Below are 25673 nucleotides of genomic sequence, written 5' to 3'. Positions count from 1 at the left end.
AGCAAGAGAAAGCGGCTCACCCCGCTAATTCTTAAGCGGGTCCCCCGCGCAGTTGCGGTAGTGGTACATCTGGAGTCCGTGTTCTCGCACATTCAGCCATGGCGACAAGGCAGTCATGCTTCCCGCCTCGCACTGCGTGCTCGCCGGCAGGGTTCATCATGCAAACCCATGGCTTCGTTTGAAGGTGCATCGAATACCGCTTCATTTGGAGGTGCGTCGAATACCGCGGGCGGCTTTGTGAAGTACTGCTGAGCGAAAAAACGGCGCACGGTTCAATGAAGTACCCTTCGACGCGCGCAGCGCCGCCGGAAGTATGACGGCCTTGTCACCAAGGCAGAATGTGCGAGGGCACAGATTCCAGATGCACCACTACCGCCACTGTGCGGGGGACCCGCTTAAGAATTAGCGGGGTGAGCCGCTTTCTTTGCTTATCTTTCTTTGCGGCGGCAAAGAAAGTAAGTGCCTGCCCCGCACAGGGGCGAGCACTAATAGACCACTAAGAATTCAAGGAAAGGCCAACGCCACAGGCCAACAGCCAAACAAACGCCGAGCAGGCAAAAACCCAGGCAAAAGACCAACACCGTAGGCAATCAACCCCATCCCCAACGGCAAAAAACCCCACCTTCAGGCATCCGCCCCCCCCAAAGCCCGCGATTCATCAGCAGCATCACCGTCATCACGCGCATCGTTGCCGTACTCAACGAGACGGTTATAAAGCGTCTTCAGACTAATACCAAGAATCTCAGCAGCGCGCGTCTTCACGCCACCACATTGCTCGAGCGTAGCCAGAATCAACTGACGGTCCGCTTCGGCAAGCGAGGTGCCAAACGGAATCGTGATTGCCGTGCCGGTCGCGGGCTTCGACAACGTGATCTGCAGCGGCACCGTCGCCGTACTGTCCGAATCCGTACCCGACATGATGTGCGCGCGCTGCACGTAGTTCTTCAGTTCACGCACATTGCCCGGCCACGGATACGACATCAGCATTTCCTTCACCGCGGGCGGGAAATGCTTCTTCGTACTGTGACGCTCATTGAGGTCGTCGAGGAACGCTTGCGCGAGCAGTTCGACGTCCTTACCCCGGTCGCGCAGCGGTGGCAGACTGATCGGAAACACGTTCAGACGGTGGTACAAGTCCAGCCGCAACTTGCCTTCCAGCACCGCCTGCTCAGGATCGCGGTTGGTCGCCGCGATCAGGCGCACGTCCGTTTCGATTTCCTTGGTCGTACCGACCCGCATGAACATGCCGGTTTCCAGTACGCGCAGCAGTTTCACCTGCAACTCGATCGGCATTTCGGTGATTTCGTCGAGGAACAGCGTGCCGCCATTCGCGCGCTCGAAATAGCCTTTGTGCTGACGGTCCGCGCCGGTGAACGAACCGCGCTCGTGGCCGAACATTTCCGATTCGATCAGGTTCGGCGAGATCGCGCCGCAGTTCACCGCGAGGAAGGCATGCTTGCGGCGCAAGCTGAGTTGATGCAGCGTCTGGGCGGCGACTTCCTTGCCGGTGCCCGACTCGCCTACCAGCATGACCGAGGCCGCCGTCGGCGCAACGCGGCCGATCTGGTCGTAGACCTCCTGCATGGCGGGCGAATTGCCAAGCATCAAACCAAAACGGCCCATGCGGCGCAACTCACCGCGCAAGGTGCCGATTTCCGCTTTCAGGTCGCCGGCGCGCGGCAGGCGCGACAGGATCGCCTTCACGCGCTGCATGTTGATCGGCTTCACCAGGTAGTCGGTGGCGCCCATCTTCAGCGCGTTGACCGCCGACTCCACCGTGGCGTGACCGGTAATTACGATCACCTCCACGCCGGAGCGCGGATCGAGATCTTCAAACAGATCGACCCCGCTGCCGTCAGGCAGCTTCAGGTCGGTGAAGACCACGTCCGGCATCTGCCGGACCAGTTGAATGCGCGCTTCGCGCAAATCGCCCGCAGTGGCGGTAGTCAGACCGTCTTCCCCGATGATGGCGGCAAGCGCCTCGCGGGTACCGGCATCGTCATCGACAATCAGTACGTGTGGCATCGCGTCTCGAGAGCCCGAAAGCGTGAATGGGGGAACATTTAAAACCGTATGCTGGACAGCCGGCCGGCCACTGGTCGTTGCGCCGCGTATGCGCCCAGATGTGAGCACACGCTAACATTTCGCGACAGCGCCGAGCCTTCGACTTGATTCAATATCGCAACAATCGACGGCGAAACCGCGCCACAACGTGCGACATTGTTGTCTATTTACCTATTATACGGCTTTAGCGAGACAAATCTGTAATGTGCGGGAGGACGCTACTTGGCGGAGCGTTACCCCGGCGATACAGCGCACCCAAAGGTCCTCAACCGTAGTCCTCAACTGCGCGGGAACGGCCACGCACCTTCTTTTCCGTTCGGATGCGTCGAGCCATTTGCGCCGTGCGCGGTGTCTGGAGTCGACGGGCCGGCACTCGCCGCGCTCACGCTACCGGCCGGCGTAGGCGGCGTCGCCACCGTGCCGCCCTCGCCTTCCCAGCGGCTTAGTTCACGCGCCGCCGGAACCTGCGCGGCACGGTTTCGCTGCACGTAGCGCAAAGCCAGAAAGCCGCCGAGGGCCATCAGCGCGCCAAAGATGCCAATTTTGGGTCGTCCCATCGCGAACTCCTTGTTATCGTCAAACGAATCGGCGTCGAGCATTGCGCGTTAGCGCGCGCTCAGAACGCCAAGCAGGAAGCCGGCGCCCGCGGCAATACCGATCGAGCGCCACGGGTTGTGCCGCACGTAGCGTTCGGTATTGACTGTCGCGACCCGGTAGCGGCGCTGCGCGTTCTGTTGCGCATCGCCGAGCGCCGTTTGCAGCGTTTCGACATGCGCCCCGAGCCGGCCGCGCAGTGCGTCGACGCCCTCACCCGGTACGTTGGCGGCAAGCCGCAGCATCTCTTCCGAGTCCGTCAGCAGCACCCTCAGATCCTCGACAATCTTCTGGCCGCCGAGTGCAAGCTGTTGCGTGGTGTCAGTCATCATTCACTCCTATGTCTGAATTCGGCGTTTTGCGCGTTGTGCGCGCGTTATTTCCGGCGCGTCGCGATCAATCGACAAACCGCGCCTGCCGCCGGCGCGCTTTGAACGGAGCCGCTCATAAAGCACTCGCGTGTCGGATGGATTGCGCAAACGTCGTGCCCGGTAAATTTGCCGCCTTCATTCGAGGCTGGCACGGGCTAAGGCACTTTCGACCGACCCCGCGCCGGCCTATTTCGCCGTCCGTCACATGGATTGCCCGAAGCCGCGCCAAAGTGGTTAAATCGAATTTCTGTGAGATAGTGCCCGCATGGGTCCCTCTTGCTCCAAGGCCTGCGCGCCGCAACACCGAACCCCATTTGCACAGGACTCCCCGTTTATGGCGTCAATCGATCTGGACTCGCCCACCGTCACCGCCGGCGGCAATGCTTCGGCACAGGCGAAGCAGCGCGTCGCGGACGGCATCGCGGGACTGAAATCGTACGGGCTGCTGTATGGCTCATCGCCGGTGATGCTCGATCTGTACGAACAGATTGAACGCGTCGCCAGCACTGACGCGACCGCGCTGATCATCGGCGAATCCGGCACCGGCAAGGAACTGATTGCCCGCACGATTCACGATCAGAGCAGCCGCAAGGACGCGCCGTTTGTCGCCGTGAACTGCGGCGCGATTCCCGACGAACTCATCGAAGCCGAATTGTTCGGCCACGAAAAAGGCAGCTTCACCGGTGCGGTCCAGGGCCGCGTCGGCTACTTCGAACATGCGAACGGCGGCACGCTATTCCTCGACGAAATCACTGAAATGGCGCCGGTACGCCAGGTCAAGCTCTTGCGCGCGCTTGAGACCGGCACGTTTTTTCGGGTCGGCGGTAACGAACTGATTCGCGGTGACGTGCGCGTGATCGCGGCAACTAATCGCGACCCCGCGGTAGCCGTGAAGGAAAACGGTTTGCGTGAAGACCTGATGTACCGGCTTGCGGTTTTCCCGTTGCGCGCGCCGCCGCTGCGGGAGCGTGAGAGCGATCGCGAACTCCTTGCGCAACACTTCCTCGCCTTGCTAAATCAGCAGGAAGCCGCGAGCAAGAGCTTCAGCAAACGGTCGATCGAAACACTGCGAACCTGGTCGTGGCCCGGCAACGTACGCGAATTGAAGAACGCGGTGTATCGCGCGTTCATTCTCGCGGAGAAAACAGTCGAGCTGCCGCATCCACATCTCGCATCGCGCGTGAAAAAGCCTGTGACCCAAGGCGACGCAATGAGCGTGTGGATCGGCACCCCGCTCGCCGATGCGCAAAAGCAGATCATTCTCGGCACGCTCAAGTATTGCGGCGGCGACAAGCGGCGCGCGGCCAAAGCGCTCGGCGTGAGCCTGAAAACGCTGTATAACCGCTTGAGCGTGTACGGCGGCGACGAAGGCGCTGAAGAAGAAAACGAGCAGTAAGCCGTGCCAGGCACTCATGCGGCGCGTTCGCGTGAGCCTTTTTTTTCGCGCTCGCCACCTATTTTTTGCCCTTCCTTTTGCACCCCTCTTGTACGCCTCTTTTGCATTCCCTATGTGCTGAATTGCCCTTTTCTGCACACCCGTCATCTCATAATTAATCCATTCGCACCACCAATCAAATTGGCCGCTGCTCAGCAGAAACCGATTTGACTCGCATCATCTTTTGCAATTGCTTGCACTTTCCCTCTGCCAATTACAAATGGCATCCTGCAAAATGCGGCAGCGCATCGTGCAGCAATGAGAAAGACGTGCCGCTCGTTTACGCACTTGGCGTCGCGTGACCGAAAGGCAGTAGCAGGAGCAGAGACAGGGAAATGCAAAAAAGTATGGTGTGGGCCAAATGGGCAAAGCAAACAAACAACGCGGCTAAATGCGGGCGTCCCGGTGCAACGGTACTCGTCGCGTTGGCCGTGGCGATCACGTCGACATTGAGCGGCTGTAGCTCGCTCTATTCGGAAGGTGCCACCGCCGGCGCCGGTATCGCAGGCGCCGCGCTCGCGGCCAAGGTCACTAGCAATGCGGCGGTCGCCACCGGCATCGGTCTCGGCGCGCTGGCCGCGGCGCGCGCCGGCGTGCAGTACTCGGAGCGCGTGGTGCACACGAATACGCAGGACGGTATCGCCAAAATCGCCGGGCCGCTCGAAGTCGGCGCGATCGCCCCCTGGAGCGTGACGCACTCGGTGCCGATCGAAGATGACGAACACGGCCGCGTCACCGTTAGCCGCACGATCAGCGCCGGCGCGCTCGACTGCAAGGAAATCGTCTTCTCGGTCGATCAGACCGCTACCAAGAATGTGCCGGCAAGCAGCGCGTTCTACGTCGCGTCGATCTGCCGTGACGGCGACAACTGGAAATGGGCGTCGGCCGAGCCCGCTACCGAACGCTGGGGCGCGCTGCAATGAGGGCGCTGTCACCTCCACGGCCCCGGAATGAACGCACGCTGTCCGGGCGACGCCTCGCCGATGGTGCGCGTGCCGCCCTGGTCCCCCGCACGTCTGCGGCAGCGCTTGCCGGCAACCGGCTACGGCTCATGCTGGCCGGTGTGATCTGCATCGGCGCCAGTCTGCTGACAAGCGGTTGCTCGTCGGTCGGCGCGGCGAGCGGCGCTGCCGCCGGTGTCGCGTCGGGCCTGGTGACGTCCAACCCGGCAGTCGGCATCGGCGTCGGTATCGCCGTGCAGGCCGCGACCGACGAAGCCATCGGCCGCTACATGCGCAACATGCACACCGATCAGCAGAACATGATCGCCGCGTTGGCGGGTGCTATGCCAGTCGGCGAGACGCGGCCCTGGGCGGTCAAGCACACGCTGCCGATCGAGAACGGCCACGGCCAGGTGCGCGTGACGCGCGCGTTCGGCTCGGCGCTCGCGCTGTGCAAGGATTTCGTGTTCTCGGTACAGGACGGCGACGGCCCGAACGCGCATGAAGCCTGGTACACGGCGAGCGCGTGCCAGCAGGACAAGGGCTGGAAGTGGGCGTCGGCGGAACCGGCGGTCGAGCGCTGGGGCAATCTGCAATAAAAAAGCGGCAGGGTCTCCCCTGCCGCTTTTTGCCTGAAGCCGTCTTGGCCAACCGCGGGTTTAAGACTCCACGTCTTCCAGACTGAAAATTTCCGTCTGGTCGTTGTACGAGAAGATCTCGCCATAACGGCCCCAGTTGATCACTGCGTCGAGCGTCTCTTCCGCGGCGCTGTCCGACAGAAAATCCTCGAGCTCCTGTTCGAAGCGTACGCGCGGCGCGCGATGCCCCGGCCGTTCGTTCAACACCTTCTTGATTCGTGCGGCGAGCGGCACATGGCGCAGCAGATGCTCGGCGAACATCATCTTGCGTTCCTGGGTGCCGAATTCAGAGAACACGCGCGCCGGCGGCGTCAGGAAAATATCACCTTCACGCACGTCGGCGAACCCCAGATGCTGCAGCACTTCGGCGACCGGGAACAGATCGTCCACCTCCAGATGCAACGAACGGGCGATTTCCGGCATGTCCGCGCGGCCATGGTACGGCGCAGCGGCCAGTGTTTCGATCAGACCGGCCATCAGGTTAGTCGACACATGCGGCAGCCAGCTGTGCAGCTCCAGCCCCTTCTTGGTCTTTTCGTCGGTCTGACGCGCGGTCATCTTCGCGTAGATCTCGTCGACCAGACGACGGAACGCCGGGTCGAGGCGGTTACGCGGATGCTTGAACGGCACCTTGATCTCGGCGATCACGCGCCCCGGATTGGACGACAACACCAGAATCCGGTCGCACATGAACACCGCTTCCTCGATGTTGTGCGTGACGATCAGCACCGCCTTGATCGGCATGCGGCCTTGCGTCCACAAGTCGAGCAAATCGGTACGCAGCGTTTCAGCGGTCAACACGTCGAGCGCCGAGAACGGTTCGTCCATCAGCAGCAGCGTGGGGTCGACCACCAGCGCGCGTGCAAAGCCGACGCGCTGACGCATGCCACCCGACAACTCGCGCGGATAAGCGTTTTCGAAGCCGTCGAGACCGATCAGGTCGATCGCCGCAAGTGCGCGTGTGCGCCGCTCGCTCGCGCCGACACCCTGCGCTTCGAGACCCGCTTCCACGTTTTGCAGCACGGTCAGCCACGGGAACAGCGCGAAGGTCTGGAACACCATTGCCACGCCCCTGGCCGGGCCGTCGAGCGGCTTGCCCATATACGTGACTTCGCCGTCGGTCGGCTCAATCAGACCGGCGATGATGCGCAACAGCGTCGACTTGCCCGAGCCCGAACGGCCCAGCAAACCGACAATCTCGCCTTCGCGCAACGACAGATTCGCGTCGTCGAGGACGAGCAACTCGCCCTGCGACTTGTTAAACCCGCGGCACACGTCCTTGACGCGCAAGATCTCTTCGCCGAGGCGCGGTGGCTTCGGCGGGGTCTGGATCGGCGCGGCGGTCATAGCAGCTTTAGGATTTTGCATCGCGTTTAGCCTTTATTCTCTCAAGAAAACGCCGGGCCGCCCCCAGGTTTTCCGCTCCGCAGGAAGTCCTCTTGGGGGATTACCCACTCGGGGGCCTGGCGCGAAGCGTCAGGTTCGGGGGCGCTCAGTCTAGCCGGAGCTTGGCTTCGGCATAGGCGTACATCGGACGCCACAGCAGGCGGTTGAACAGGGTCACGAACAGGGACATCACGGCGATGCCCAGAATGATCTTCGGATAGTCGCCCGCCGCAGTGGTCTGCGCGATATAGGCGCCGAGGCCATGCGCGGCGACCTTGGTGTCGCCCCACTGGACGAATTCCGCGACGATACTCGCGTTCCACGCACCGCCCGAGGCGGTGATCGCGCCCGTGACGTAGTACGGAAAAATGCCCGGCAGCATGATCTGACGCCACCATTGCCAGCCGCGAATGTGGAAGTTCTTGGCCGCCTCGCGGTAGTCGTTCGGATACGAACTCGCGCCGGCAATCACGTTGAACAGGATATACCACTGGGTGCCGAGCACGATCAGCGGCGACAGCCAGATATCCGGGTTCAGATGAAAGCGCACGATGGCGATCACGAACACCGGGAACAGCAGGTTCGCCGGGAACGCCGCGAGGAACTGCGCGATCGGCTGCATCTTCTCCGCCAGCGCCGGCCGCAGCCCGATCAGCACACCGATCGGCACCCAGATCACCGAGGCGATTGCGATCAGCAGCACCACCCGCAGCAGCGTGATGAGCCCGAGCACGAACACATGCCAGACTTCGTCGAGCGACACGCCGGTTCGCACGTAGGTGATCACGCGGAACACCACATAGACCGTGGTGACTAGCACCAGAATCGCCCAGGTGATGTCTCCGAGACGCGAGGACTTTTCGCGCTGTGGAATATGGAAGCGCGGGCCATGGAATACCGGCAACCGGAACGGCATACGCGCGGCTTTCGCAAACAGCCAGCCGAGCGGCACCAGCAAGCGGTGAATCAACCGGGTGCGGCGGATCAGGTCGAGCAGCCACGACTCCGGCGCATTGCCCGAGCTGGTGGTTTCCATGCGGAATTTGTCGGCCCATGCGACCAGCGGGCGAAACAGAAACTGGTCGTAGGCGAGAATCACGACCGTCATGGCAAGGATCACCCACCCGACCGCATGCAGGTTCTTATCGGAGATCGCCTGCGCAAGGTAGGCGCCGATACCCGGCAGCGTGATCGTATTGTTGCCGACCGTGATGGCTTCCGACGCGACCACGAAGAACCAGCCGCCCGACATCGACATCATCATGTTCCAGATGAGGCCCGGCATTGAGAACGGCACTTCGAGTTTCCAGAAGCGCTGCCATGAAGTCAGATGAAAGCCGCGCGAGACTTCGTCCAGATCACGCGGCACCGTGCGCAGCGACTGGTAGAAGCTGAACGTCATGTTCCACGCCTGGCTCGTGAAGATCGCGAAGATCGCCGCGAGCTCGGCGCCGAGCACACGGCCCGGAAACAACGCGAGGAAGAACGTAACCGTAAACGAAATGTAGCCGAGCACCGGCACCGACTGCAGGATGTCGAGAATTGGCACCAGCACGAGGCCGGCGCGGCGGCTCTTGGCAGCCAGCGTGCCGTACACCAGCGTGAAGGTCAGCGAAGCGACCATTGCCGCCAGCATGCGCAGCGTGGTGCGCATGGCGTATTCGGGCAAATTCGACGGATCGAGCGAAATCGCTTGAGTCTTGAGCGTCGACATCGGCGCCAGGGTCTCGTGGAAGCCGATCGCGGCCATTGCGATGATGCAGATGATCAGCGGAAAGGCGACGAAGTCCCAACGATTGGGCAGCACCCGCCATGCCGATGCATTGGCGGTGCGCTTCAGGTTGAAGCTGAAATCCATCAGACGCTCTCCCTCTTCATACAGGCATTCAAACGCACCAAGGGGGCCGCGGCTTCGGCGCGGCGGTCTGAAATTTGGTCCGGAAAGCGGAAATCAGGCATGGCAAAACGCGTGTGCGCGGTAAATCGTTAGCGTTGGAGACACGTGGACCGGTGACGGATGTGTCCGTGGGCGAGCTGCCCGGGACCGCAACCGGCAAGCCGGGCTCCTGTCGCCGCAGGCGCCGCCCGAAGGCTGGCGGGCTTTCCTTGTTTTGGACGGCACGACACTACACCATCCTATGTTTCAGGCACAACCTTTCGCGGCAATTAGTGGCAAATAGCGCTGAACGCCCCGGCAATGGCCTTCGCCAGCCCCAGCCAGCGGTGATGCACGAGTCATCGACTCCCGTGCGCCAGCCACTTTTCCCGCCATCGTGATCGCGGCCCGGGTCGCGTTTCAAACACCCGGAAAACCCGCGCTGCCATTCAGAAAGCTGACACGTTGCCGTTAAGAATCGGATGGACGCGGCGGGCGCACTTCGCATTCCCGCAATAACGGTGGCATCAAGCCCCATGACGGTTAAAATCAAGAGACGGCACATCTCTTCGCGGTTATGCCAGACCACCGCGCGGCCCACACCGAGGGCGTATCGCCGGCCGCTTCCGCAGGGGCGAAACAGCGCCAGCGCGCTGCCACGAATGAGCTAGTTGCATGTCACAGCCAGACGAATCAGAGGGTCGATGAACAGGACAACCTTGCGCCAGGCAACCGGACCGATCAGCTTCGTGCTGATCGTGCTCGTTTGCTGGTTCGTGGCTGGCATGGTCGCGGACCGGATGGTACAGCAAGAGCTGGACGCGGCCTTGCGCACGCAGCGGCAAATGTCCACGTCGATCGTCGACAACATGGCGGAGGTGATCGCCAGCGACCTCGCGATGTCCCGGGCCATCCCCGCAACCATGGCCGAAATGGACGTGATCCAGCACGCGCTGGTGCAATCCCAGAATTATGCCGCGAACAGCGCAGCGGCGGAACCCGCCTTACGCGCCGCGTTGTTAAAAGACCCGCAGATGAGCGCCGTGAGTGATTTCCTGCACGACGCGCAAGGCTTCTCCGGGCTCGACCAGGTCTGGCTCGTCAACGCCAACGGCATCTGCGTCGCTTCGAGCAACTCCATCAATCACCCGCTCGGCGCGGAACACTCCTTCGTCGGCGTCGACATGCGCACGCGCGGTTACCTGACGAATGCTCTGCTCGGCGCGTTTTCGGAAGCCTATGGCGTCGGCCGCAATACCGGCGAGCCTGGCATTTTCATCGCGGCGCCGGTGTACGCCGACGGCCTGCTAGTCGGTGTGGTGGTGGCCAAGGTGGGGATCGCGCGACTGCGCCACTGGGTCGCGCATGCAGGTACCTTCGTCGCCGATGAGAACGGCGTCATCATCATGGCGCACAACAGCGAACTCGAAGGCCACGCGCTGCCGAACTCGCGCGTCGCGCAGATGAGCACAACCGAACGCGTGACCATCTATCGCCGCGAAATCCTCCCCGACATACGGATTCAGGTCGACCCGCAAGTGCGTGAACAGGCACCCTGGGTGCCCGCAAGCGTCGCCGGACAACTGTTCGGCATGAGCGAGCAACCGGCGCCAGCGCTATATCAGGCACGCAGCGGCTTGAATTCGGGGCTGTCAGCGCATCTGGTCGATCCGCTCGCGGCCTGGCCCGAACTGCTGCGCAATCACAAGCGCGATCATCTGCTGGTGTTTCTGACGCTGGCCGGCACCGTCGCGCTCGCGTGGGTGATCACCGTGTCGTACGTGCGCGAGCGGCGCCACCATCGCGCCACGCGCGATCTTGCGGAGCAATTGCAATCGGCCAACACCCTGCTCTCGGCCGAGGCGCGCCATGACGCGTTGACCGGCGCGCTGTCGCGGCGCTACTTCCTCGATCTGCTGCGCCGCGAGATCGAACATGCGCATACGGCCAACGAGCCGCTGTGCATGGCAATCGCCGACCTCGACCACTTCAAGCAGATCAACGACCGCTTCGGCCACGCCGCCGGCGACCGCGCGCTCGAACATTTCGTCGACACCTGCCGCGCCGAACTGCGCGGCTCCGATGCGGTTGGCCGGCTGGGCGGCGAAGAGTTCGGCTTGCTGCTGCCGGCCACGGACCTGGCCGGCGGCCGCGAAGTCGTCGAACGCCTGCGTCTGCGTCTGAAGGCGGTTCCTTCGCCGAAGTTGCCAGTCTCGGTGGGCTTGAGCGTGAGCATCGGCATCACCGAACTCTCGTCCGACGATCTGCCCGAACGCATCATGAGCCGCGCCGACACCGCGCTTTACGCGGCAAAGACAGGCGGCCGCGACCGCACCGAAGCGCTTCCGCCCGACGACACCGCACCGCCCGCGCGAACGGTGGCCACCGCCTGGTGACACCTGGCGATGCCTGGCGACACCAGGCAGTACGCCGGTCACCGCCGGAAACCCATTCCCGCCTCAGTGCCGTCAGTGCCCCGGTGAGTCAGGTAACTGACGCAAAGCAAGTCACAGCCTCGGGCGTCCCGTAACGAAGCAGGTATCATCAACCCTGACATTGAGGTTGCCGCTACCGCACTAACGGGAGATTCGCATGAAGGGAAATTTGGTCATCGTCTGTCGCGATCACGATGCTGACGCATTCGACCATCTGCTGGCCGAATACGGCGCGTTCCAGACGCGCTTGTCGTCGACCGCGTGGTATCTGAAACTGGCTGTCGCGCCGGAACTGATTCAGGAAGAGATACTCGCGCGTCTTGGCAAATACACCACGCACTACATCTTTGAAGCCGAAACGGTGACGTGGAATACCGTGGATAGTGACGCGGCGAATGCGTTGAACACGCTGTTTTCAGACTAGCGCAACGATTGCCGGACGCCGCGTTCCGAACATTGCGTTCGGACGTCGCATTGCAGTATGGATATAGCGGGGCCGGCGCCTGCCGCCCTTGCCCCGCTCAACCTACCAGACGCTTTCCGAGATTGCCAGGACACGCGGCACCACTTCGAACGGAAAGCTCATCAAGACCCGCAAGCCACGGCCGCCGTGGTTGCCAATCTCCCACTCCCCGCCCGCACGCCGCACCAGACGCTCGACGATCGCGAGCCCCAACCCGCTATGGCCGTTGCCGCCACGTGCCGGGTCGAGCCGGACGAACGGCCGGCTGGCATTGATCAGGTCCTGCGCGGCGATACCGCTGCCGTTGTCGCTCACCGTGAGGGTGAAACCCTGCGCTGTGCGCGCCGTGGCAACGACGATCGGCGGTGCGCCGTAGGCATGCGCGTTGTCCAACAGGTTCGACAGGATCCGGTCGAGCGTCGCCGCCGGCAGCAGGAAACCGGGCCCCGCGTTGAGCTCGGTCCGCACGGTGGGCGCACCAGCAGCAACCGCACGGTAACTGCGGACCACGCGCTCGCACTGCGCGTCCACTTCGACCGCTTCGCTGCGATCGGCGCCGTCGTGCGCGAACACCAGAAACTGTTCGACGATATGCGTCATCGAATCGACGTCGCGCACGACGCCGTCGCGCATCTTCACTTCTTCCATCATTTCGGCACGCAGCCGCAAGCGCGCCAACGGCGTTTTCAGGTCGTGCGCGACGCCGGCCAGCATCACGGCCCGGTCGTTTTCAGTACGCGCCACTTCCTGAACCATCTGGTTAAAGCCGTGCGTCAACTGCCGCAACTCGCGCGGACCGCGTTCGGGCACCGGCGGCACGGGCAAGCCGCGGCCGAAGCGCGCCACCGCCTGGGCGAGCGAGCGCAACGGTTGCTGCAACGCCCACGCGGCAAAGAGCGCCGCCATCACCGCGAACGAGAAAATGATCGCGAGCCACAGTACCGTGCGATCGAGCGAACGCGGTGGGCGCAATGGCTGCACCGGCACCACGATCCAGCTGCGATCCGTAGTGGCGCGCACCCACAGCGTGGGTGGACGGCCTGGCTGGCCGACCCGCACTAAAGTGCCGGCGGGCATGCGATCGCGCACGTCCTCAATGAAACGTTCGAGCGGCGGCGGCAGTGTGGTGATATCCGGCGGCACGTCAGCGCTCGCCGGATCGACCAGCCTGACGCGTGACGGCAAGGGCTGATCCGGCGTACGGGCGACGTGCTGGCGCACCGCGTCGACGAGGAAGGTGGCTTCCTCGACTGCGTAGCGCGTTTGCAGCTGGCTGCGCTCGAGCCGCATCAGCGCGTACCACGCGAAATGCGACAGCAGCAGCACCGCAATGACTAGCAGCGCGAGGCGCCCGAAAAGCGAATCAATGGGCCGGCGCATGCTGTTCGCCATCCGGCACGAACACGTAGCCGCGTCCACGCACCGTTTGAATGAAGCGCGGCGTGGACGGGTCGGTTTCGAGAATGCGACGCAAACGCCACACCTGTACATCGATACCGCGGTCGGTGCCGTCGTATTCCGGCCCATGCAGCAGTTCGAGCAGGCGCTCACGTGTGAGCGTGCGCATGGGGTGATTGACAAAAATCTTCAGGAGCGCGAATTCGCTGCCCGACAGCGTGAGCGGCTTGTCTTCGAGATGCAGCGTGCGCGACTGGAAATCCAGCGTGAAGCGGCCGAAGTTGAACGGCTCGCGCTGCTCGGGCGCCGCCGCCGACGGCAGCGTGCGGCGGCGCCGCAGCACCGCCTGCACGCGCGCCAACAGCTCGCGCGGGTTGAACGGCTTGCCGAGATAGTCGTCCGCGCCGAGCTCCAACCCGACGATCCGGTCGACGTCGTCAGCCCGTGCGGTGAGCATGATGACGGGGATGTCGTCGCCCGACGCGCGCAGCTTACGCAGCGCGGTCAGCCCGTCTACGCCGGGCATCATCAGGTCGAGCACGATCAGATCCGGACGCTCGCGTTCGAGTCTGCGCTCGAGCGTGCCCGCGTCGTGCAGCACCGAGACTTCGATGCCCTGACGGGCCAGATAGTCGCGCAGCAGATCACGCAATTCGACGTCGTCGTCAACAACAAGTATTTGAGTAGCCATGGCATGAAGTTTAACGCGCAGCAGGAAGGGTTTTCGATTTCAGACGGCCCGCAAGGGTTACCGGGTGTTACGGTGAAAGGCGTACGTAATGGCCCGTAACAGCCGCATTAACCCACGTAACACAGCGCCGGGCGCAGTTCTCTACGCTGTGACTTACCGAATGCACGCCGTCCTTTATCAGCGGTTGCATCGTCGGCTATTCCATTACAGGGAGTCTTACATGTCCACCAAAAAAATGTCGCGCGTTCTCGCCGTTGCCGCCACTGCACTCGCCATCGGCGCGGGCGCTGCCTATGCCGCACAACCCGCCGGTCACGGCGGCCCCGGCGGCCCCGGCGGCTGGCATGGCCACTTCATGAAGGAACTGACGCAACTGCATGACCAGTTGAAGCTGAACGCGGATCAGGAAAAGCAATGGCAAGCCGCGCTCGACACGATGAAGCAGAACCACGAAGCCATGCGCGCCAACCATGAACAGATCAAGAACCAGATGAAGGCCGCGCAGCAGCAGCCGATCCTGGATCTGAACGCCATGGCCGCCGCGCACCAGCAAGTTGAGCAGAAAGACGCACAACTGCGTCAGCAAACCACAGACGCGTGGCTCAAGTTCTATAACGGCTTGAACGACCAGCAGAAGACTACCGTCAGCACCGCGCTGAAGCAGCGTTTTGCGAAGATGGAAGCGCGTCACGAGAAGATGCGCGAGCGCTGGGAACATCGCAAGGGCGCGGCGTCGGCGCCGGCTGCGAATCAGTAAGCGGTACGACGCAGGCGGAAGGCGGCCTGCGCGGCCGTCGTCCGAATGCAAAAACGCCACGGAAGGTCTTCCGTGGCGTTTTTGTTTGCGTACAGCTTGCGCTTCAGGCTGGGGGCTTCGTTGCGCCAGCAACTACCGGTAGCACCCGGCACCCGCCAACCATCGGCGGATGCATGAACGGCCGGTAACGGGCACTTCGCCGCGCTTATCCGTTGAGCGGACCGAGGTCGAACAGCAGCACTTCGGCGTTCTCGCCCTTTTCGAGCGTCACCAGATCAGTCTCACTGAGCCTGGCGGCGTCGCCGGCCTGGAGCGCCTCGCCGTTCACGGTCAGCGCTCCGCGCGCCACGTGCACATACGCCAGCCGGCCTTTCGGCAACGCGAACGCAGCCTGTTCCGCGCCGTCGATCAGCGCGGCGTAGATCGAGGCATCCGCATGAATCGTAACGGAGCCGTCCCGGCCGTCAGGCGAGGCGATCACGCGTAGACGCCCGCGCTTATCGGCATCGTCGAAGCGCTTTTCCTCATAGCCGGGCTGGTCGCCCGCACGTTGCGGGATCACCCAGATCTGCAGCAGGTGCGCCGCCTCGTCCTGCGATGCATTGAACTCGCTGTGCTGCACGCCCGTGCCGGCGCTCATGCGCTGCACGTCGCCGGGACGGATGGTCGAACCGTTGCCCATGCTGTCGCGGTGCGCGAGCGCGCCTTCCAGCACGTACGTGACGATTTCCATGTCGCGATGGCCGTGCGTGCCAAAGCCCTGGCCGCCGGCGATGCGGTCTTCGTTGATCACCCGCAGCGGTCCGAAATGCACATGTTGCGGGTCGCGGTAGTCAGCAAACGAAAAGCTGTGATACGAGTCGAGCCAGCCGTGATTGGCGTGGCCGCGTTCGTCGGAACGGCGAATCTCGATCATGGGGATCTCCCGGAGAGTAAATAGCGATGCTCAGAATGTATGGGCGCGAAGCACGCTAAACAATCGGCAACAGCGCACCGGATCGTTTCATAAATCCGTGCAATCGGGCGCCGGTCGGGCGCGCGGTACTGCCAGACCGGCTGCTGGCGGCCGTTCTCGCAACACCGGCCACCTGTTTGTCGATCATCAGCCTGAACGAGCGCGAATGGGCGCGTGCCAAGCGCAACCGGACCGCGACCCGGCAACGTCGCGCATCCACAACGCATGCACCCGGCCACCGGCAGGCAGCGGCGTCCGGCACTGGCGCGCAGCCCCTGTTCGGGTAAAATACCGCCCTTTTCGAGACGCGTGGGCGCTCAAGGTGCGCCGGCGGCCCCGGCAACCGGGCCGAGAGGGGGCAGCCACCGGTTTCAGCGCCTGCCAATTTCCCTCGAAAGCGTCGAAAAGACACCGGCGGGACCGAAGCGAACCCCATACGCGGCGCGACAATTTTGACCGCCTAGAATAGCGACGGTCGGCCATGAGCCGGCGGTCGTCGAGATCGGCACACCACGACGATCAGTTTGATCCAGGAGAAACATGAAGAAGGCCGCACTGTGCGTGGCGCTTGCCGTCATGGCCACCAGCGCAATGGCGAAAGAATGGAAAACCGTGCGCATCGGGGTGGACGCCAGCTATCCGCCGTTCGAATCGACGGCGGCAAGCGGCCAGGTCGTCGGCTTCGACGTCGATTTGACGAAAGCGCTGTGCGCCAAAATGAACGTCAAGTGCGTGTGGGTCGAGCAGGATCTGGACGGGATCATCCCGGCATTGAAGGGCAAGAAGTTCGACGCAATCGTGTCGTCGCTGACTGTCACGGACAAGCGCCGCGAGCAGATCGATTTCTCCGACAAGCTGTTTGACGCGCCGGCCCGCATGATCGCCAAAGCCGGCTCCCCGCTGCTGCCCACGGCCGAGTCGCTGAAGGGCAAGCATGTCGGCGTCGAGCAGGGCTCGACTCAGGAGGCCTACGCTAAGGCGTATTGGCAGCCCAAAGGCGTGACCGTGGTGTCCTACCAGAATCAGGATCAGGTGTACGCCGACATCGCGTCGGGGCGTCTCGACGCTGCGTTGCAGGACGAATTGCAAGCCGACGCCGGGTTCCTGAAGACGCCGCGCGGCAAAGGCTTCGCCTGGGCCGGCCCGGAAGTGAAAGACCCCAAGACCATCGGTGAAGGCACGGCCATCGGCCTGCGCAAGGACGACGTCGAGCTGAAAACGATGTTCAACCAGGCGTTGGCGCAGGTGCACCAGGACGGTACGTTCAGGAAACTCGAGAAGCAGTACTTCGACGTCGATATTTATCCGGGTTATTGAGATGGTCACGAACTCGGGGCTCGCCCGCATGGGCTTTCCCGAGGCTTCGTAATACAGTCGCAAGAGATTCAAAAACAGCTTCAACCCCGATTCAGAACGAGAGTCGAAAAGCGCGCTGCAAGACCGGCAACGGTCATGCAGTCATGATTTGCACAGCGGTGCGCTGTGCGCCGCAGGAAACGGCGAGCTCAGGCTCGCGGCAAACGCGGTGCAGAGCTGGCCGCGTCTTTCGCGGTACGTCACACGCGTATCGTCAAGGACCCCATATGTTCCTTCAAGGCTACGGCCCGCTGCTTCTTAACGGCACCTGGCAAACCGTCAAACTGGCGGTGTTGTCGCTGGCGTTCGCTTTTGTGCTGGGCCTGCTCGGCGCGGCGGCGAAACTGTCGAAGAATCGCTTGACCTATAGTGTCGGCACTATCTACACGACGCTCGTGCGCGGCGTGCCCGACCTGGTGCTGATGCTGCTGCTGTTCTACAGCATCCAGATCTGGCTGAATAACCTGACCGACCTGCTCGGCTGGGACCAGATCGACATCGACCCGTTCGTGGCCGGAGTCGCGGTGCTGGGCTTCATCTACGGCGCGTACTTCACCGAGACGTTCCGCGGCGCGTTTCTCGCGGTGCCGCGCGGCCAGCTCGAAGCGGGCTCGGCCTACGGCATGAGCAGCTGGCAGGTGTTCTCGCGAATCATGTTCCCGCAGATGATGCGCTTCGCGCTGCCTGGCATCGGCAATAACTGGCAGGTGATGGTGAAAGCCACCGCGCTGGTGTCGATCATCGGTCTCGCGGATGTGGTCAAGGCCTCGCAGGATGCGGGCAAGGGCACGTTGCGATTCTTCTTCTTCACCCTGCTCGCAGGGGCGATCTATCTCGTCATCACCACAGTGTCCAACTTCGTGCTGATGTACCTCGAAAAGCGTTACTCGACCGGCGTACGAAAGGCGGATCTATGATCGAGATCATTCAGGAATACTGGCGCAACTATCTTTATAGCGACGGCTACCGCCTCACCGGCGTCGTGATCACGCTGTGGCTGCTGGTGGTGTCGATCGGACTCGGCTTCTGCCTGTCGATCCCCCTCGCGGTCGCGCGCGTGTCGAAGAAGAAGTGGCTGGCCAGCCTGGTGTGGCTGTATACGTATATCTTTCGCGGCACGCCGCTCTACGTGCAACTGCTGCTCTGCTACACCGGCCTGTACAGCCTCGAGATCATCCGCAATCACGAGCTGACCAACGCGTTCTTCCGCGACGGCATGCATTGCACGCTGCTCGCGTTCACGCTGAACACCTGCGCGTACACCACCGAAATTTTCGCGGGTGCGATCAAGGCCACGCCTTATGGTGAGATCGAAGCGGCGCGCGCGTATGGCATGTCGTCGTTCACGCTGTACCGGCGCGTGATTCTGCCGTCGGCGCTGCGCCGCGCGTTGCCGTACTACAGCAATGAAGTGATCCTGATGCTGCACGCCACCACCGTCGCGTTCACCGCGACTGTGCCGGACATCCTCAAGATCGCGCGCGACGTGAACTCGGCTACGTATCAGTCGTTCAATGCATTCGGCCTCGCCGCCCTGCTCTATCTGTTGATTTCTTTTGCGCTCGTGTGGCTGTTCCGCCGCGCGGAGCGTCGCTGGCTCGCTTACCTGCGGCCGCAAGGCAAGTAATTAAAAAGGGCACTGCGCCCCCAAGCAAGTAAGCCCGCCAAGGATCCCGATGAACACCAAGAAGCAAAAGCTCTTCGTTGACGAGCTTCACAAACAGTACGGCGACAACGAAGTCCTCAAGGGCGTGTCGCTGAAGGCCAACGCCGGCGACGTAATCAGCGTGATCGGCTCGTCCGGCTCGGGCAAGAGCACGATGCTCCGCTGCATCAACTTCCTCGAACAGCCGAACTCCGGGCGCATCTTTGTCGACGGCGAAGAAGTCCGCACGCAGATCGCCAGGAATGGCGCCTTGCGCGTGTCCGATCCGAAGCAGTTGCAGCGCGTGCGCACCAGACTGTCGATGGTGTTCCAGCACTTCAACCTGTGGTCGCACATGAACGTCCTCGAGAACATCATCGAGGCACCGGTCAACGTGCTGGGTCTGAAGCGCAAGGAGGCCGAAGAGCGCGCGCGTGAATATCTGGAGAAAGTGGGCCTCGCACCGCGCCTGGAAAAGCAGTACCCGTCGCATCTGTCGGGCGGCCAGCAGCAACGTGTCGCGATCGCGCGCGCGCTGGCCATGCATCCGGACGTCATGCTGTTCGACGAACCGACTTCCGCACTCGATCCCGAACTGGTCGGCGAAGTACTCAAGGTCATGCAGACGCTCGCCGAAGAAGGCCGCACGATGATCGTCGTCACCCATGAGATGGCGTTCGCGCGCAACGTGTCGAATCACGTGATGTTCCTGCATCAAGGCCGCGTCGAAGAAGAAGGCCACCCGGACGAAGTCTTCAGGAACACGAAGAGCGAACGGCTCAAGCAGTTCCTCTCTGGCAGCCTCAAATAAGACTGTCGTACAGCCTGGTATTTGGGTTGTAGTCAAAGTAGTATTACAAGGCGCTTACGAGCGCCTTTTTTACTTCGCTCACCTGTGCATTCCGGCCGTTCTGGCCTCGAAAATGCGCTTGAACCACGCCCAAGCCGCCCTCTCCCCGCCTTACTCTGCCGCATTTGAAGCGTCAATAGTGGCAATCCTTAACGCTGCTCGTCCCAATCCGTGATTCCCTTACGGCATAAGGGTTTCCCGGCTTTTTGGGGACGTTGCAACGCTTCCTCGCGCACATTCGTATTGCAATTTGGAGACACCAGCCCAGGCCGGTACTAATTTCTTCTCCCAGTCAGGGGTATTTTTGATAAATTAGTAACCAAAGTAGCAAAACAAAGTTCATTAAAAGTAGTTTCACTTCAAAGCAACAGAGGAGAACCGGTCGGCGAGGGATCGGCATGACGCAAAGAATAGCCCGTTGAGGCTATCCGTCACGGCAGGAGACCCAATCCACCCGCTAATCTCCCTGGTACCGATTTCTGTTCGGCGCGCTTGCGTCCGAACACCATTCGCAGTACTGGGTTTCACTTTTTGACAGGGTATGGAGGAGAAGATGAAGAAAGCTTTGCTCGCCGCTGCGCTAATGACAGCCGGTGTAGTTGCTCACGCCCAAAGCAGCGTGACGCTGTACGGCCGCCTTGACGCTGGCCTGGAATACATGTCGGGCGTTCCGCAAGGCGTCGGTGCAAATGGTCAGGCAACTGGCAGCACGAACCGTTTCAAGGCAGAAAGCGGCGACTGGGGTACCAGCCTGTGGGGTATGAAGGGCGTTGAGGACATCGGTGGCGGTAACAAGGTCCTGTTCCAGTTGGAAGGCTCCTTCAACACGATGAACGGCACGGGCCCTGGCGGCGGCGGTCTCTTCAATCGTTGGGCGACGGTCGGTATGTCGAACGACGCATTCGGTACGCTGCTGTTGGGTCGCGAACTCTTCATCTCGAATGGCGTGTGGGACTTCGATCCGTTCGGTCAGTCGAACTGGTCGTCGGCGTCGCTGGTGCGTGGCCGCAACTGGCCGCAATCGAGCAACAACATTTCGTACCAGTCGCCGAAAGTCGCAGGCTTTGACTTCTACGGTCAATATGCCCTGTCGAATGCAACGAACTGGAACGGCAACGGCACGACCGCTCAAGGTCGCGAAGCTGGCGCACAGGTCACTTACACGAACTCGCTGTTCCAGGTTCGCGGCCTGTATGACGAAATTCGCAACCCGGGCAACGGCGTCCTGTACGGTCCGGCTGCTGCCACTTCGGCCAATGCGGCTAACATCTCCACCGGCATCTTCGCGGCATCGCGCGAATACTCGGCTCTCGTGAACGTGTTCCTCGGCCAGTTCAAGATTCAGGGCGCATACCAGGCTGTCCGTTCGGCAGGTGCGACGGGCGTTCTGCCAGGCCAGCCGACCACGCTCGATCACGAATGGGGCGGCGTGACGTGGCAAGCAACGCCGGCTGCAGCGCTGATCGCAGCGGTCTATCACGTCAACGGCAACAATGGTGCAGGCAATGCGACGATCTACACGATCGGCGGCTCGTACAACCTGTCCAAGCGCACGCTGCTGGATATCCAGATCGCTACGGCACGCAACAGCAAGAATGCTAACTTCGGCCTGAATGCTGACAATGCCGGCACGTCCACCGCAACGGACAACCCGCTGCCGGGTCACAGCCAGTCGGGTGTGTATGCAGGTATTCAACACTCGTTCTAATCGAACGGTGTGCCCCGGGGGGACTTCCTTCGGGGCGTAGTAACGAGTTCTCCAAGAGAATCTTTTTCACGCTGCTGCGAGAGGCGCGTATCGGTGCGATGTCCGAAAGGGTATCGCACCGTTTTTTATTTGTGCGCGCGGTTTTGCCACCGCCCCGGCGCACCTGATCGGTGCGCGCGTTGCGCGGGTGCCAATACCAGCGCTTTAACTCTGTGTTTTAACAGTGCGGGTCGCACCGCTCAAACCGCGGCTTCGTTTTCCTCGCCCGTACGAATCCGGATCACGCGCTCAACGTCCGCGACGAAAATCTTGCCGTCGCCGATCTTGCCGGTACGCGCCGCGCCGATGATCGCGTCGATCACCTGATCGCACTGGTTGTCCGCGACAACCACTTCGATCTTCACTTTCGGCAGGAAGTCGACCACATACTCTGCACCACGATAGAGCTCAGTGTGGCCTTTTTGCCGGCCGAAGCCTTTGACTTCAGTAACGGTCAACCCCGTGAGGCCGACTTCAGCGAGCGCCTCGCGCACTTCGTCGAGTTTGAACGGTTTGATGACTGCAGTGATGCGCTTCATGGCGGACCTCGTCTCGTGATTGGAAGGTTGAAAGGGAAATGGATGATTTTTATTCTACGCCGCGCCGGATGCGTTGCGGCGATCCGCGCGGTCCGGCAATCCGGCGGTCCGGCGATCCGACGCGCGCTTCCGGGCTGCTTCGGGTAAGTCCGCAGCAGCCGTTCGCTTCTCACTGAACCGGTTCGGTGTAGCGCGACGTAATCGGATACCGCCAGTCGCGACCAAACGCGCGATGCGTGACGCGAATGCCGATCGGCGCCTGACGGCGTTTGTACTCGTTGATCTTGATGAGGCGCGTAACGCGTTTCACGTCGTCGACCGCGTAGCCCGCCGCGATGATTTCCGCCAGCGAGCGGTCCTCCTCCATATACATGCGCATGATCGCGTCGAGCACTTCGTACGGCGGCAAGCTGTCCTGATCGGTCTGGTTATCGCGCAGTTCGGCCGACGGCGCGCGCGTCAGAATCCGCTCAGGGATCACATCCTGCTTGCCGAAGGTGGTGGCCTGGTTGCGGTAATGGCACAGCTTGTAGACCAGCGTCTTGGCGATGTCCTTGATCACCGCGAAGCCGCCGGCCATGTCGCCGTAGAGCGTGCAGTAGCCCACCGCCATCTCGCTCTTGTTGCCGGTGGTCAGCACGATCGAACCGAACTTGTTCGACAACGCCATCAGCAAGGTGCCGCGAATGCGAGCCTGAATGTTTTCTTCCGTGGCGTCTTCGGCGCGGCCCGCGAATTCTTCGGCCAGCGAGCCACGGAACGCGTCGAACATCGGCGCGATCGCGATTTCGTCGTAGCGTACGCCGACGCGGCGTGCCATCTCGGCGGCGTCGGTGGTTGAAATGTCCGCGGTATAACGCGACGGCATCATCACCGCGCGCACACGATCCGCGCCCAGCGCGTCGCACGCAATGGCCAACACCAGCGCCGAATCCACGCCGCCCGACAGGCCGATCAGCGCGCCCGGGAAACCGTTCTTGTTGATGTAGTCGCGCACACCCATCACGAGCGCGGCGTACACCTGCGCTTCGAGCGAGAGCTCCGGCGCGATCGCCGTGGGCACCGGCTTGCCAGCATCGAACTCGACAATCGCGTTGCCTTCCTCGAACTGCGCCATCTTCGCGACCAGTGCGCCCTTTTCATCGAGCACGAACGAGCCGCCGTCGAACACCAGTTCGTCCTGCGCGCCGACCATGTTCACGTAGACCATGGGCAAGCCGGTCTCGCGAATCCGCGCACGCAGAATGTCGAAGCGCACCGCTTCCTTGTTCAGGTGATACGGCGAGCCGTTCGGAATCAGCAGCACTTGCGCGCCCGCCGCCTTCGCCATTTGCGCAGCCGACGCGTGCCAAGCGTCCTCGCAAATCACCACGCCGTACTTCACGCCGTCCAGTTCGAACACGAACGGCTTCGGGTCGGAAGCGAAGTAGCGCTTCTCGTCGAACACCTCGGCATTGGGCAAATCCTGCTTGCGATAGGTGCCGGCCACTTCCCCGTCCACGATCAGCGAGGCCGCGTTGAAGGTATCGACCGGCGGGACGCCGCGCTCGATCGGCGCGTTTGCATTACCATGGCCGTGCGCCGCATCGCGCAGCGGATGGCCGACGATCACATGCAAGCCGGCGAAGGGCTTCAGTTGCGTAGCCAGATCGGCGAGCGCCGCCGCACTTGCGGTGTAGAACGCGGGGCGCAGCAACAGATCTTCGGGCGGATAGCCGGACAGCGCGAGTTCAGGCGCGATCAGCAGCTTCGCACCATCGTTGTGCGCAGCGCGCGCGGCAGCGACAATCTTCGCGACATTGCCGGCGAAGTCGCCGACGGTGACATTGATTTGAGCAAGAGCGATTCGGGTCTTCATGGCAGGATCGACAGGCAAGCCAGACAGCTTGCGAGTACCGCGGCTGGTTAGCTCGACGGCAACGGACATCGGATAAACGAACGACGCATCGCACCACGCATGGGTCGCTCATTGGGAACAGTCACACAGATTGAACCAGGAACGCTTTGATTATCGCACGGGCATTCTGGCGTCACCCTCCGAGGTAGACGCCGCGGAATGGAATGCCCTCCTCGCGCAGCAATCTCAACCCACGCCGTTTCTGCGGCACGAGTTTTTGAGCGCGCTGCACGCGACCCGATGCGCGGTCGCCGATACCGGCTGGGTGCCGCAATTCGTCACGCTCACCGACCCACGCACCGACAAGCTCGTGGCGGCCGCGCCCGTGTATCTGAAGGGACACTCGTACGGCGAATACGTCTTCGATTGGGCCTGGGCCGATGCGTACAAACGCAACGGCCTGCCGTATTACCCGAAGCTGCTGTGCGCCGTGCCGTTCACACCGGTGCAAGGCAACCGGCTGTTGTCGGCGGATACGCATGCTCTCCGGCATCTGGCGGCAACGCTGATGGCGTTCGCCGAGCAAGCCGACGTGTCGTCGCTGCACGTGCTCTTTCCGACCGCAACGGAAGGCGCCGCGCTGACCGACATGGGCATGATGCAGCGCGAAGGCGTGCAATTCCACTGGCTGAACGACGGCTATCGCGACTTCGACGATTTCCTCTCCACGCTCGAACAGAAGAAGCGCAAGAACATCCGCGCGGAGCGCCGCAAGGTTCAGGAGGCCGGCGTGACGATGCGGCGGATTCGCGGCGAAGATATCCAGGACGCCGATTGGCGATTCTTCAGCAAGTGTTATCGGCAAACCTACCGCGAGCACTTTTCGAGTCCGTATCTGAACCTCGATTTCTTCCGGATGATCGGCGCGTCGATGCCGGAAAATCTGCTGCTGGTGATCGCCGAATACGAAGGTAAGCCGATCGCCAGTTCGCTCGTGGTCTATCAGCGCGACGAGAAAACCGGCGGCACGCTGTACGGCCGCTATTGGGGTGCGCTCGAACATGTGCCCTGCCTGCACTTCGAAACCGCGTACTATCAGCCGCTCGAATTCTGCATCGAGGAAAAGCTCGGCGCATTCGAAGGCGGCGCGCAGGGCGAGCATAAAATGGCGCGTGGGTTTTTACCGACTGTGACGCGCTCGGCGCATTGGCTCGCGCATCCGGCCTTCGCCGATGCGGTCGGCCACTTCCTCGACAACGAAAAGAACAGCATCCACGCGTATGTGGGCGAGCTGCGCGAACATAACCCGTTCAAAGGCTAAAAGCGTATCCATGGCGTGGTTTCTGTATCTGCTCGAATGCTCGGACGGCAGCGTCTATACCGGCATTGCGACCGACGTGCAGGCGCGCTTCGACAAACACATGAGCGGCGAGGGCGCGCGCTATACGCGTTCACGCAAGCCGGTGCAGGTGTTGGCGTCGTTCGAGTTAGCGAATCGTTCGAGTGCGTCAAGTGCGGAGTATTGGGTCAAGCGTTTGTCGCCGTCCGAAAAGCGGGCGCTGGCCGGGGGGCTGCGTACGCTCGAGTCGGTGCTGCCTGAGCCTGTGCCTGAGCCTGTGCCTGCTGCCGACGAGGAAGCGGAAGAAGAAACCGGCGCGTCCTGACAGCACTTTGGCTTCCTCCTGGCGAGTTGGC

23 protein-coding genes are annotated in these 25673 nt (G+C 62.1%); 13 read left to right on the top strand and 10 right to left on the bottom strand.

Annotation, left to right across the window (positions count from 1 at the left end):
* Positions 1-624: 624 nt before the first annotated feature.
* From PQR40_RS36860 to PQR40_RS36850, 3 genes are all read right to left on the bottom strand, one after another.
* Positions 625-2025 (bottom strand): sigma-54-dependent transcriptional regulator, encoded by a 1401-nt coding sequence (locus PQR40_RS36860; RefSeq protein ID WP_408238500.1) that lies wholly within the window; start codon positions 2023-2025, stop codon positions 625-627.
* A gap of 317 nt (positions 2026-2342) precedes the next feature.
* Complete coding sequence (locus PQR40_RS36855; protein ID WP_408238497.1) at positions 2343-2621, bottom strand: hypothetical protein; 279 nt, start codon at positions 2619-2621, stop codon at positions 2343-2345.
* A 48-nt stretch (positions 2622-2669) separates the two neighbouring features.
* The gene (locus PQR40_RS36850) at positions 2670-2987 is read right to left on the bottom strand and encodes an ElaB/YgaM/YqjD family protein (RefSeq protein WP_408238494.1); all 318 of its coding nucleotides are present in this window, start codon (positions 2985-2987) and stop codon (positions 2670-2672) included.
* 376 nt (positions 2988-3363) lie between these two features.
* Here PQR40_RS36850 and PQR40_RS36845 point away from each other — a divergent pair, with 376 nt between their 5' ends.
* The 3 genes from PQR40_RS36845 to PQR40_RS36835 all read left to right on the top strand — a co-directional run bounded on the left by PQR40_RS36845 (position 3364) and on the right by PQR40_RS36835 (position 6004).
* Positions 3364-4425 carry a sigma-54 interaction domain-containing protein gene (locus PQR40_RS36845; RefSeq protein WP_408511097.1) on the top strand — a complete coding sequence of 354 codons (1062 nt, stop codon included), beginning with the start codon at positions 3364-3366 and terminating at the stop codon, positions 4423-4425.
* A gap of 374 nt (positions 4426-4799) precedes the next feature.
* On the top strand, positions 4800-5387 hold the full coding sequence (locus PQR40_RS36840) for a hypothetical protein (protein ID WP_408392901.1): 588 nt from the start codon (positions 4800-4802) through the stop codon (positions 5385-5387).
* A gap of 128 nt (positions 5388-5515) precedes the next feature.
* On the top strand, positions 5516-6004 hold the full coding sequence (locus tag PQR40_RS36835) for a hypothetical protein (RefSeq protein ID WP_408511098.1): 489 nt from the start codon (positions 5516-5518) through the stop codon (positions 6002-6004).
* 60 nt (positions 6005-6064) lie between these two features.
* On the opposite strand, the gene PQR40_RS36830 is transcribed toward PQR40_RS36835, so the two are convergent.
* Positions 6065-7411 (bottom strand): ABC transporter ATP-binding protein, encoded by a 1347-nt coding sequence (locus PQR40_RS36830; RefSeq protein ID WP_408238485.1) that lies wholly within the window; start codon positions 7409-7411, stop codon positions 6065-6067.
* A gap of 124 nt (positions 7412-7535) precedes the next feature.
* Entirely contained in the window at positions 7536-9287 is a 1752-nt protein-coding gene (locus tag PQR40_RS36825) for an ABC transporter permease (RefSeq protein ID WP_408511096.1), read from the bottom strand.
* Positions 9288-10009: 722 nt separating this feature from the next.
* On the opposite strand from PQR40_RS36825, the gene PQR40_RS36820 reads away from it, so the two are divergent.
* Both PQR40_RS36820 and PQR40_RS36815 read left to right on the top strand, forming a co-directional pair.
* On the top strand, positions 10010-11701 hold the full coding sequence (locus tag PQR40_RS36820) for a sensor domain-containing diguanylate cyclase (protein WP_408238479.1): 1692 nt from the start codon (positions 10010-10012) through the stop codon (positions 11699-11701).
* Positions 11702-11897: 196 nt separating this feature from the next.
* Entirely contained in the window at positions 11898-12164 is a 267-nt protein-coding gene (locus PQR40_RS36815; protein WP_408238476.1) for a hypothetical protein, read from the top strand.
* Positions 12165-12266: 102 nt separating this feature from the next.
* On the opposite strand, the gene PQR40_RS36810 is transcribed toward PQR40_RS36815, so the two are convergent.
* Together PQR40_RS36810 and PQR40_RS36805 are read right to left on the bottom strand one after the other, a co-directional pair.
* Entirely contained in the window at positions 12267-13583 is a 1317-nt protein-coding gene (locus tag PQR40_RS36810; protein WP_408511095.1) for an ATP-binding protein, read from the bottom strand.
* A complete protein-coding gene (locus tag PQR40_RS36805; protein WP_054035058.1) occupies positions 13567-14292 on the bottom strand; it encodes a response regulator in 726 nt (241 codons plus the stop codon). The genes PQR40_RS36810 and PQR40_RS36805 overlap by 17 nt, the downstream gene beginning before the upstream one ends.
* 220 nt (positions 14293-14512) lie before the next feature.
* Here PQR40_RS36805 and PQR40_RS36800 point away from each other — a divergent pair, with 220 nt between their 5' ends.
* On the top strand, positions 14513-15049 hold the full coding sequence (locus tag PQR40_RS36800) for a Spy/CpxP family protein refolding chaperone (protein ID WP_408511094.1): 537 nt from the start codon (positions 14513-14515) through the stop codon (positions 15047-15049).
* Positions 15050-15254: 205 nt separating this feature from the next.
* Here PQR40_RS36800 and PQR40_RS36795 read toward each other — a convergent pair whose 3' ends face one another.
* Complete coding sequence (locus tag PQR40_RS36795; protein WP_408511093.1) at positions 15255-15965, bottom strand: pirin family protein; 711 nt, start codon at positions 15963-15965, stop codon at positions 15255-15257.
* 579 nt (positions 15966-16544) lie between these two features.
* Between PQR40_RS36795 and PQR40_RS36790 the strand changes: the two genes are divergently transcribed.
* The 5 genes from PQR40_RS36790 to PQR40_RS36770 all read left to right on the top strand — a co-directional run bounded on the left by PQR40_RS36790 (position 16545) and on the right by PQR40_RS36770 (position 21563).
* On the top strand, positions 16545-17321 hold the full coding sequence (locus PQR40_RS36790) for an ABC transporter substrate-binding protein (RefSeq protein WP_408511092.1): 777 nt from the start codon (positions 16545-16547) through the stop codon (positions 17319-17321).
* Positions 17322-17587: 266 nt separating this feature from the next.
* A complete protein-coding gene (locus PQR40_RS36785; protein WP_408332854.1) occupies positions 17588-18277 on the top strand; it encodes an ABC transporter permease in 690 nt (229 codons plus the stop codon).
* Positions 18274-18987 (top strand): ABC transporter permease, encoded by a 714-nt coding sequence (locus PQR40_RS36780; RefSeq protein ID WP_408511091.1) that lies wholly within the window; start codon positions 18274-18276, stop codon positions 18985-18987. Before PQR40_RS36785 ends, PQR40_RS36780 begins: the two co-directional genes overlap by 4 nt.
* A 49-nt stretch (positions 18988-19036) precedes the next feature.
* A complete protein-coding gene (locus tag PQR40_RS36775; protein ID WP_408219276.1) occupies positions 19037-19816 on the top strand; it encodes an ABC transporter ATP-binding protein in 780 nt (259 codons plus the stop codon).
* Positions 19817-20408: 592 nt separating this feature from the next.
* On the top strand, positions 20409-21563 hold the full coding sequence (locus PQR40_RS36770) for a porin (RefSeq protein WP_408511090.1): 1155 nt from the start codon (positions 20409-20411) through the stop codon (positions 21561-21563).
* Between the two features lie 239 nt (positions 21564-21802).
* Here PQR40_RS36770 and glnK read toward each other — a convergent pair whose 3' ends face one another.
* Together glnK and PQR40_RS36760 are read right to left on the bottom strand one after the other, a co-directional pair.
* A complete protein-coding gene (glnK, locus tag PQR40_RS36765) occupies positions 21803-22141 on the bottom strand; it encodes a P-II family nitrogen regulator (RefSeq protein ID WP_006048444.1) in 339 nt (112 codons plus the stop codon).
* Between the two features lie 169 nt (positions 22142-22310).
* Entirely contained in the window at positions 22311-23999 is a 1689-nt protein-coding gene (locus PQR40_RS36760; protein WP_408238452.1) for an NAD+ synthase, read from the bottom strand.
* A gap of 130 nt (positions 24000-24129) precedes the next feature.
* Here PQR40_RS36760 and PQR40_RS36755 point away from each other — a divergent pair, with 130 nt between their 5' ends.
* Together PQR40_RS36755 and PQR40_RS36750 are read left to right on the top strand one after the other, a co-directional pair.
* Positions 24130-25299 carry a GNAT family N-acetyltransferase gene (locus tag PQR40_RS36755; RefSeq protein ID WP_408332862.1) on the top strand — a complete coding sequence of 390 codons (1170 nt, stop codon included), beginning with the start codon at positions 24130-24132 and terminating at the stop codon, positions 25297-25299.
* A 10-nt stretch (positions 25300-25309) separates the two neighbouring features.
* Complete coding sequence (locus PQR40_RS36750) at positions 25310-25642, top strand: GIY-YIG nuclease family protein (protein WP_408332865.1); 333 nt, start codon at positions 25310-25312, stop codon at positions 25640-25642.
* Positions 25643-25673: the final 31 nt, after the last annotated feature.

It is taken from the genome of Paraburkholderia sediminicola (assembly GCF_046026855.1).
GTDB classification, from domain to species: domain Bacteria; phylum Pseudomonadota; class Gammaproteobacteria; order Burkholderiales; family Burkholderiaceae; genus Paraburkholderia; species Paraburkholderia sediminicola_A.
The sequence above is the reverse complement of the archived record's forward strand: the minus strand, read 5'-3'. Positions and strand labels throughout refer to the sequence as shown.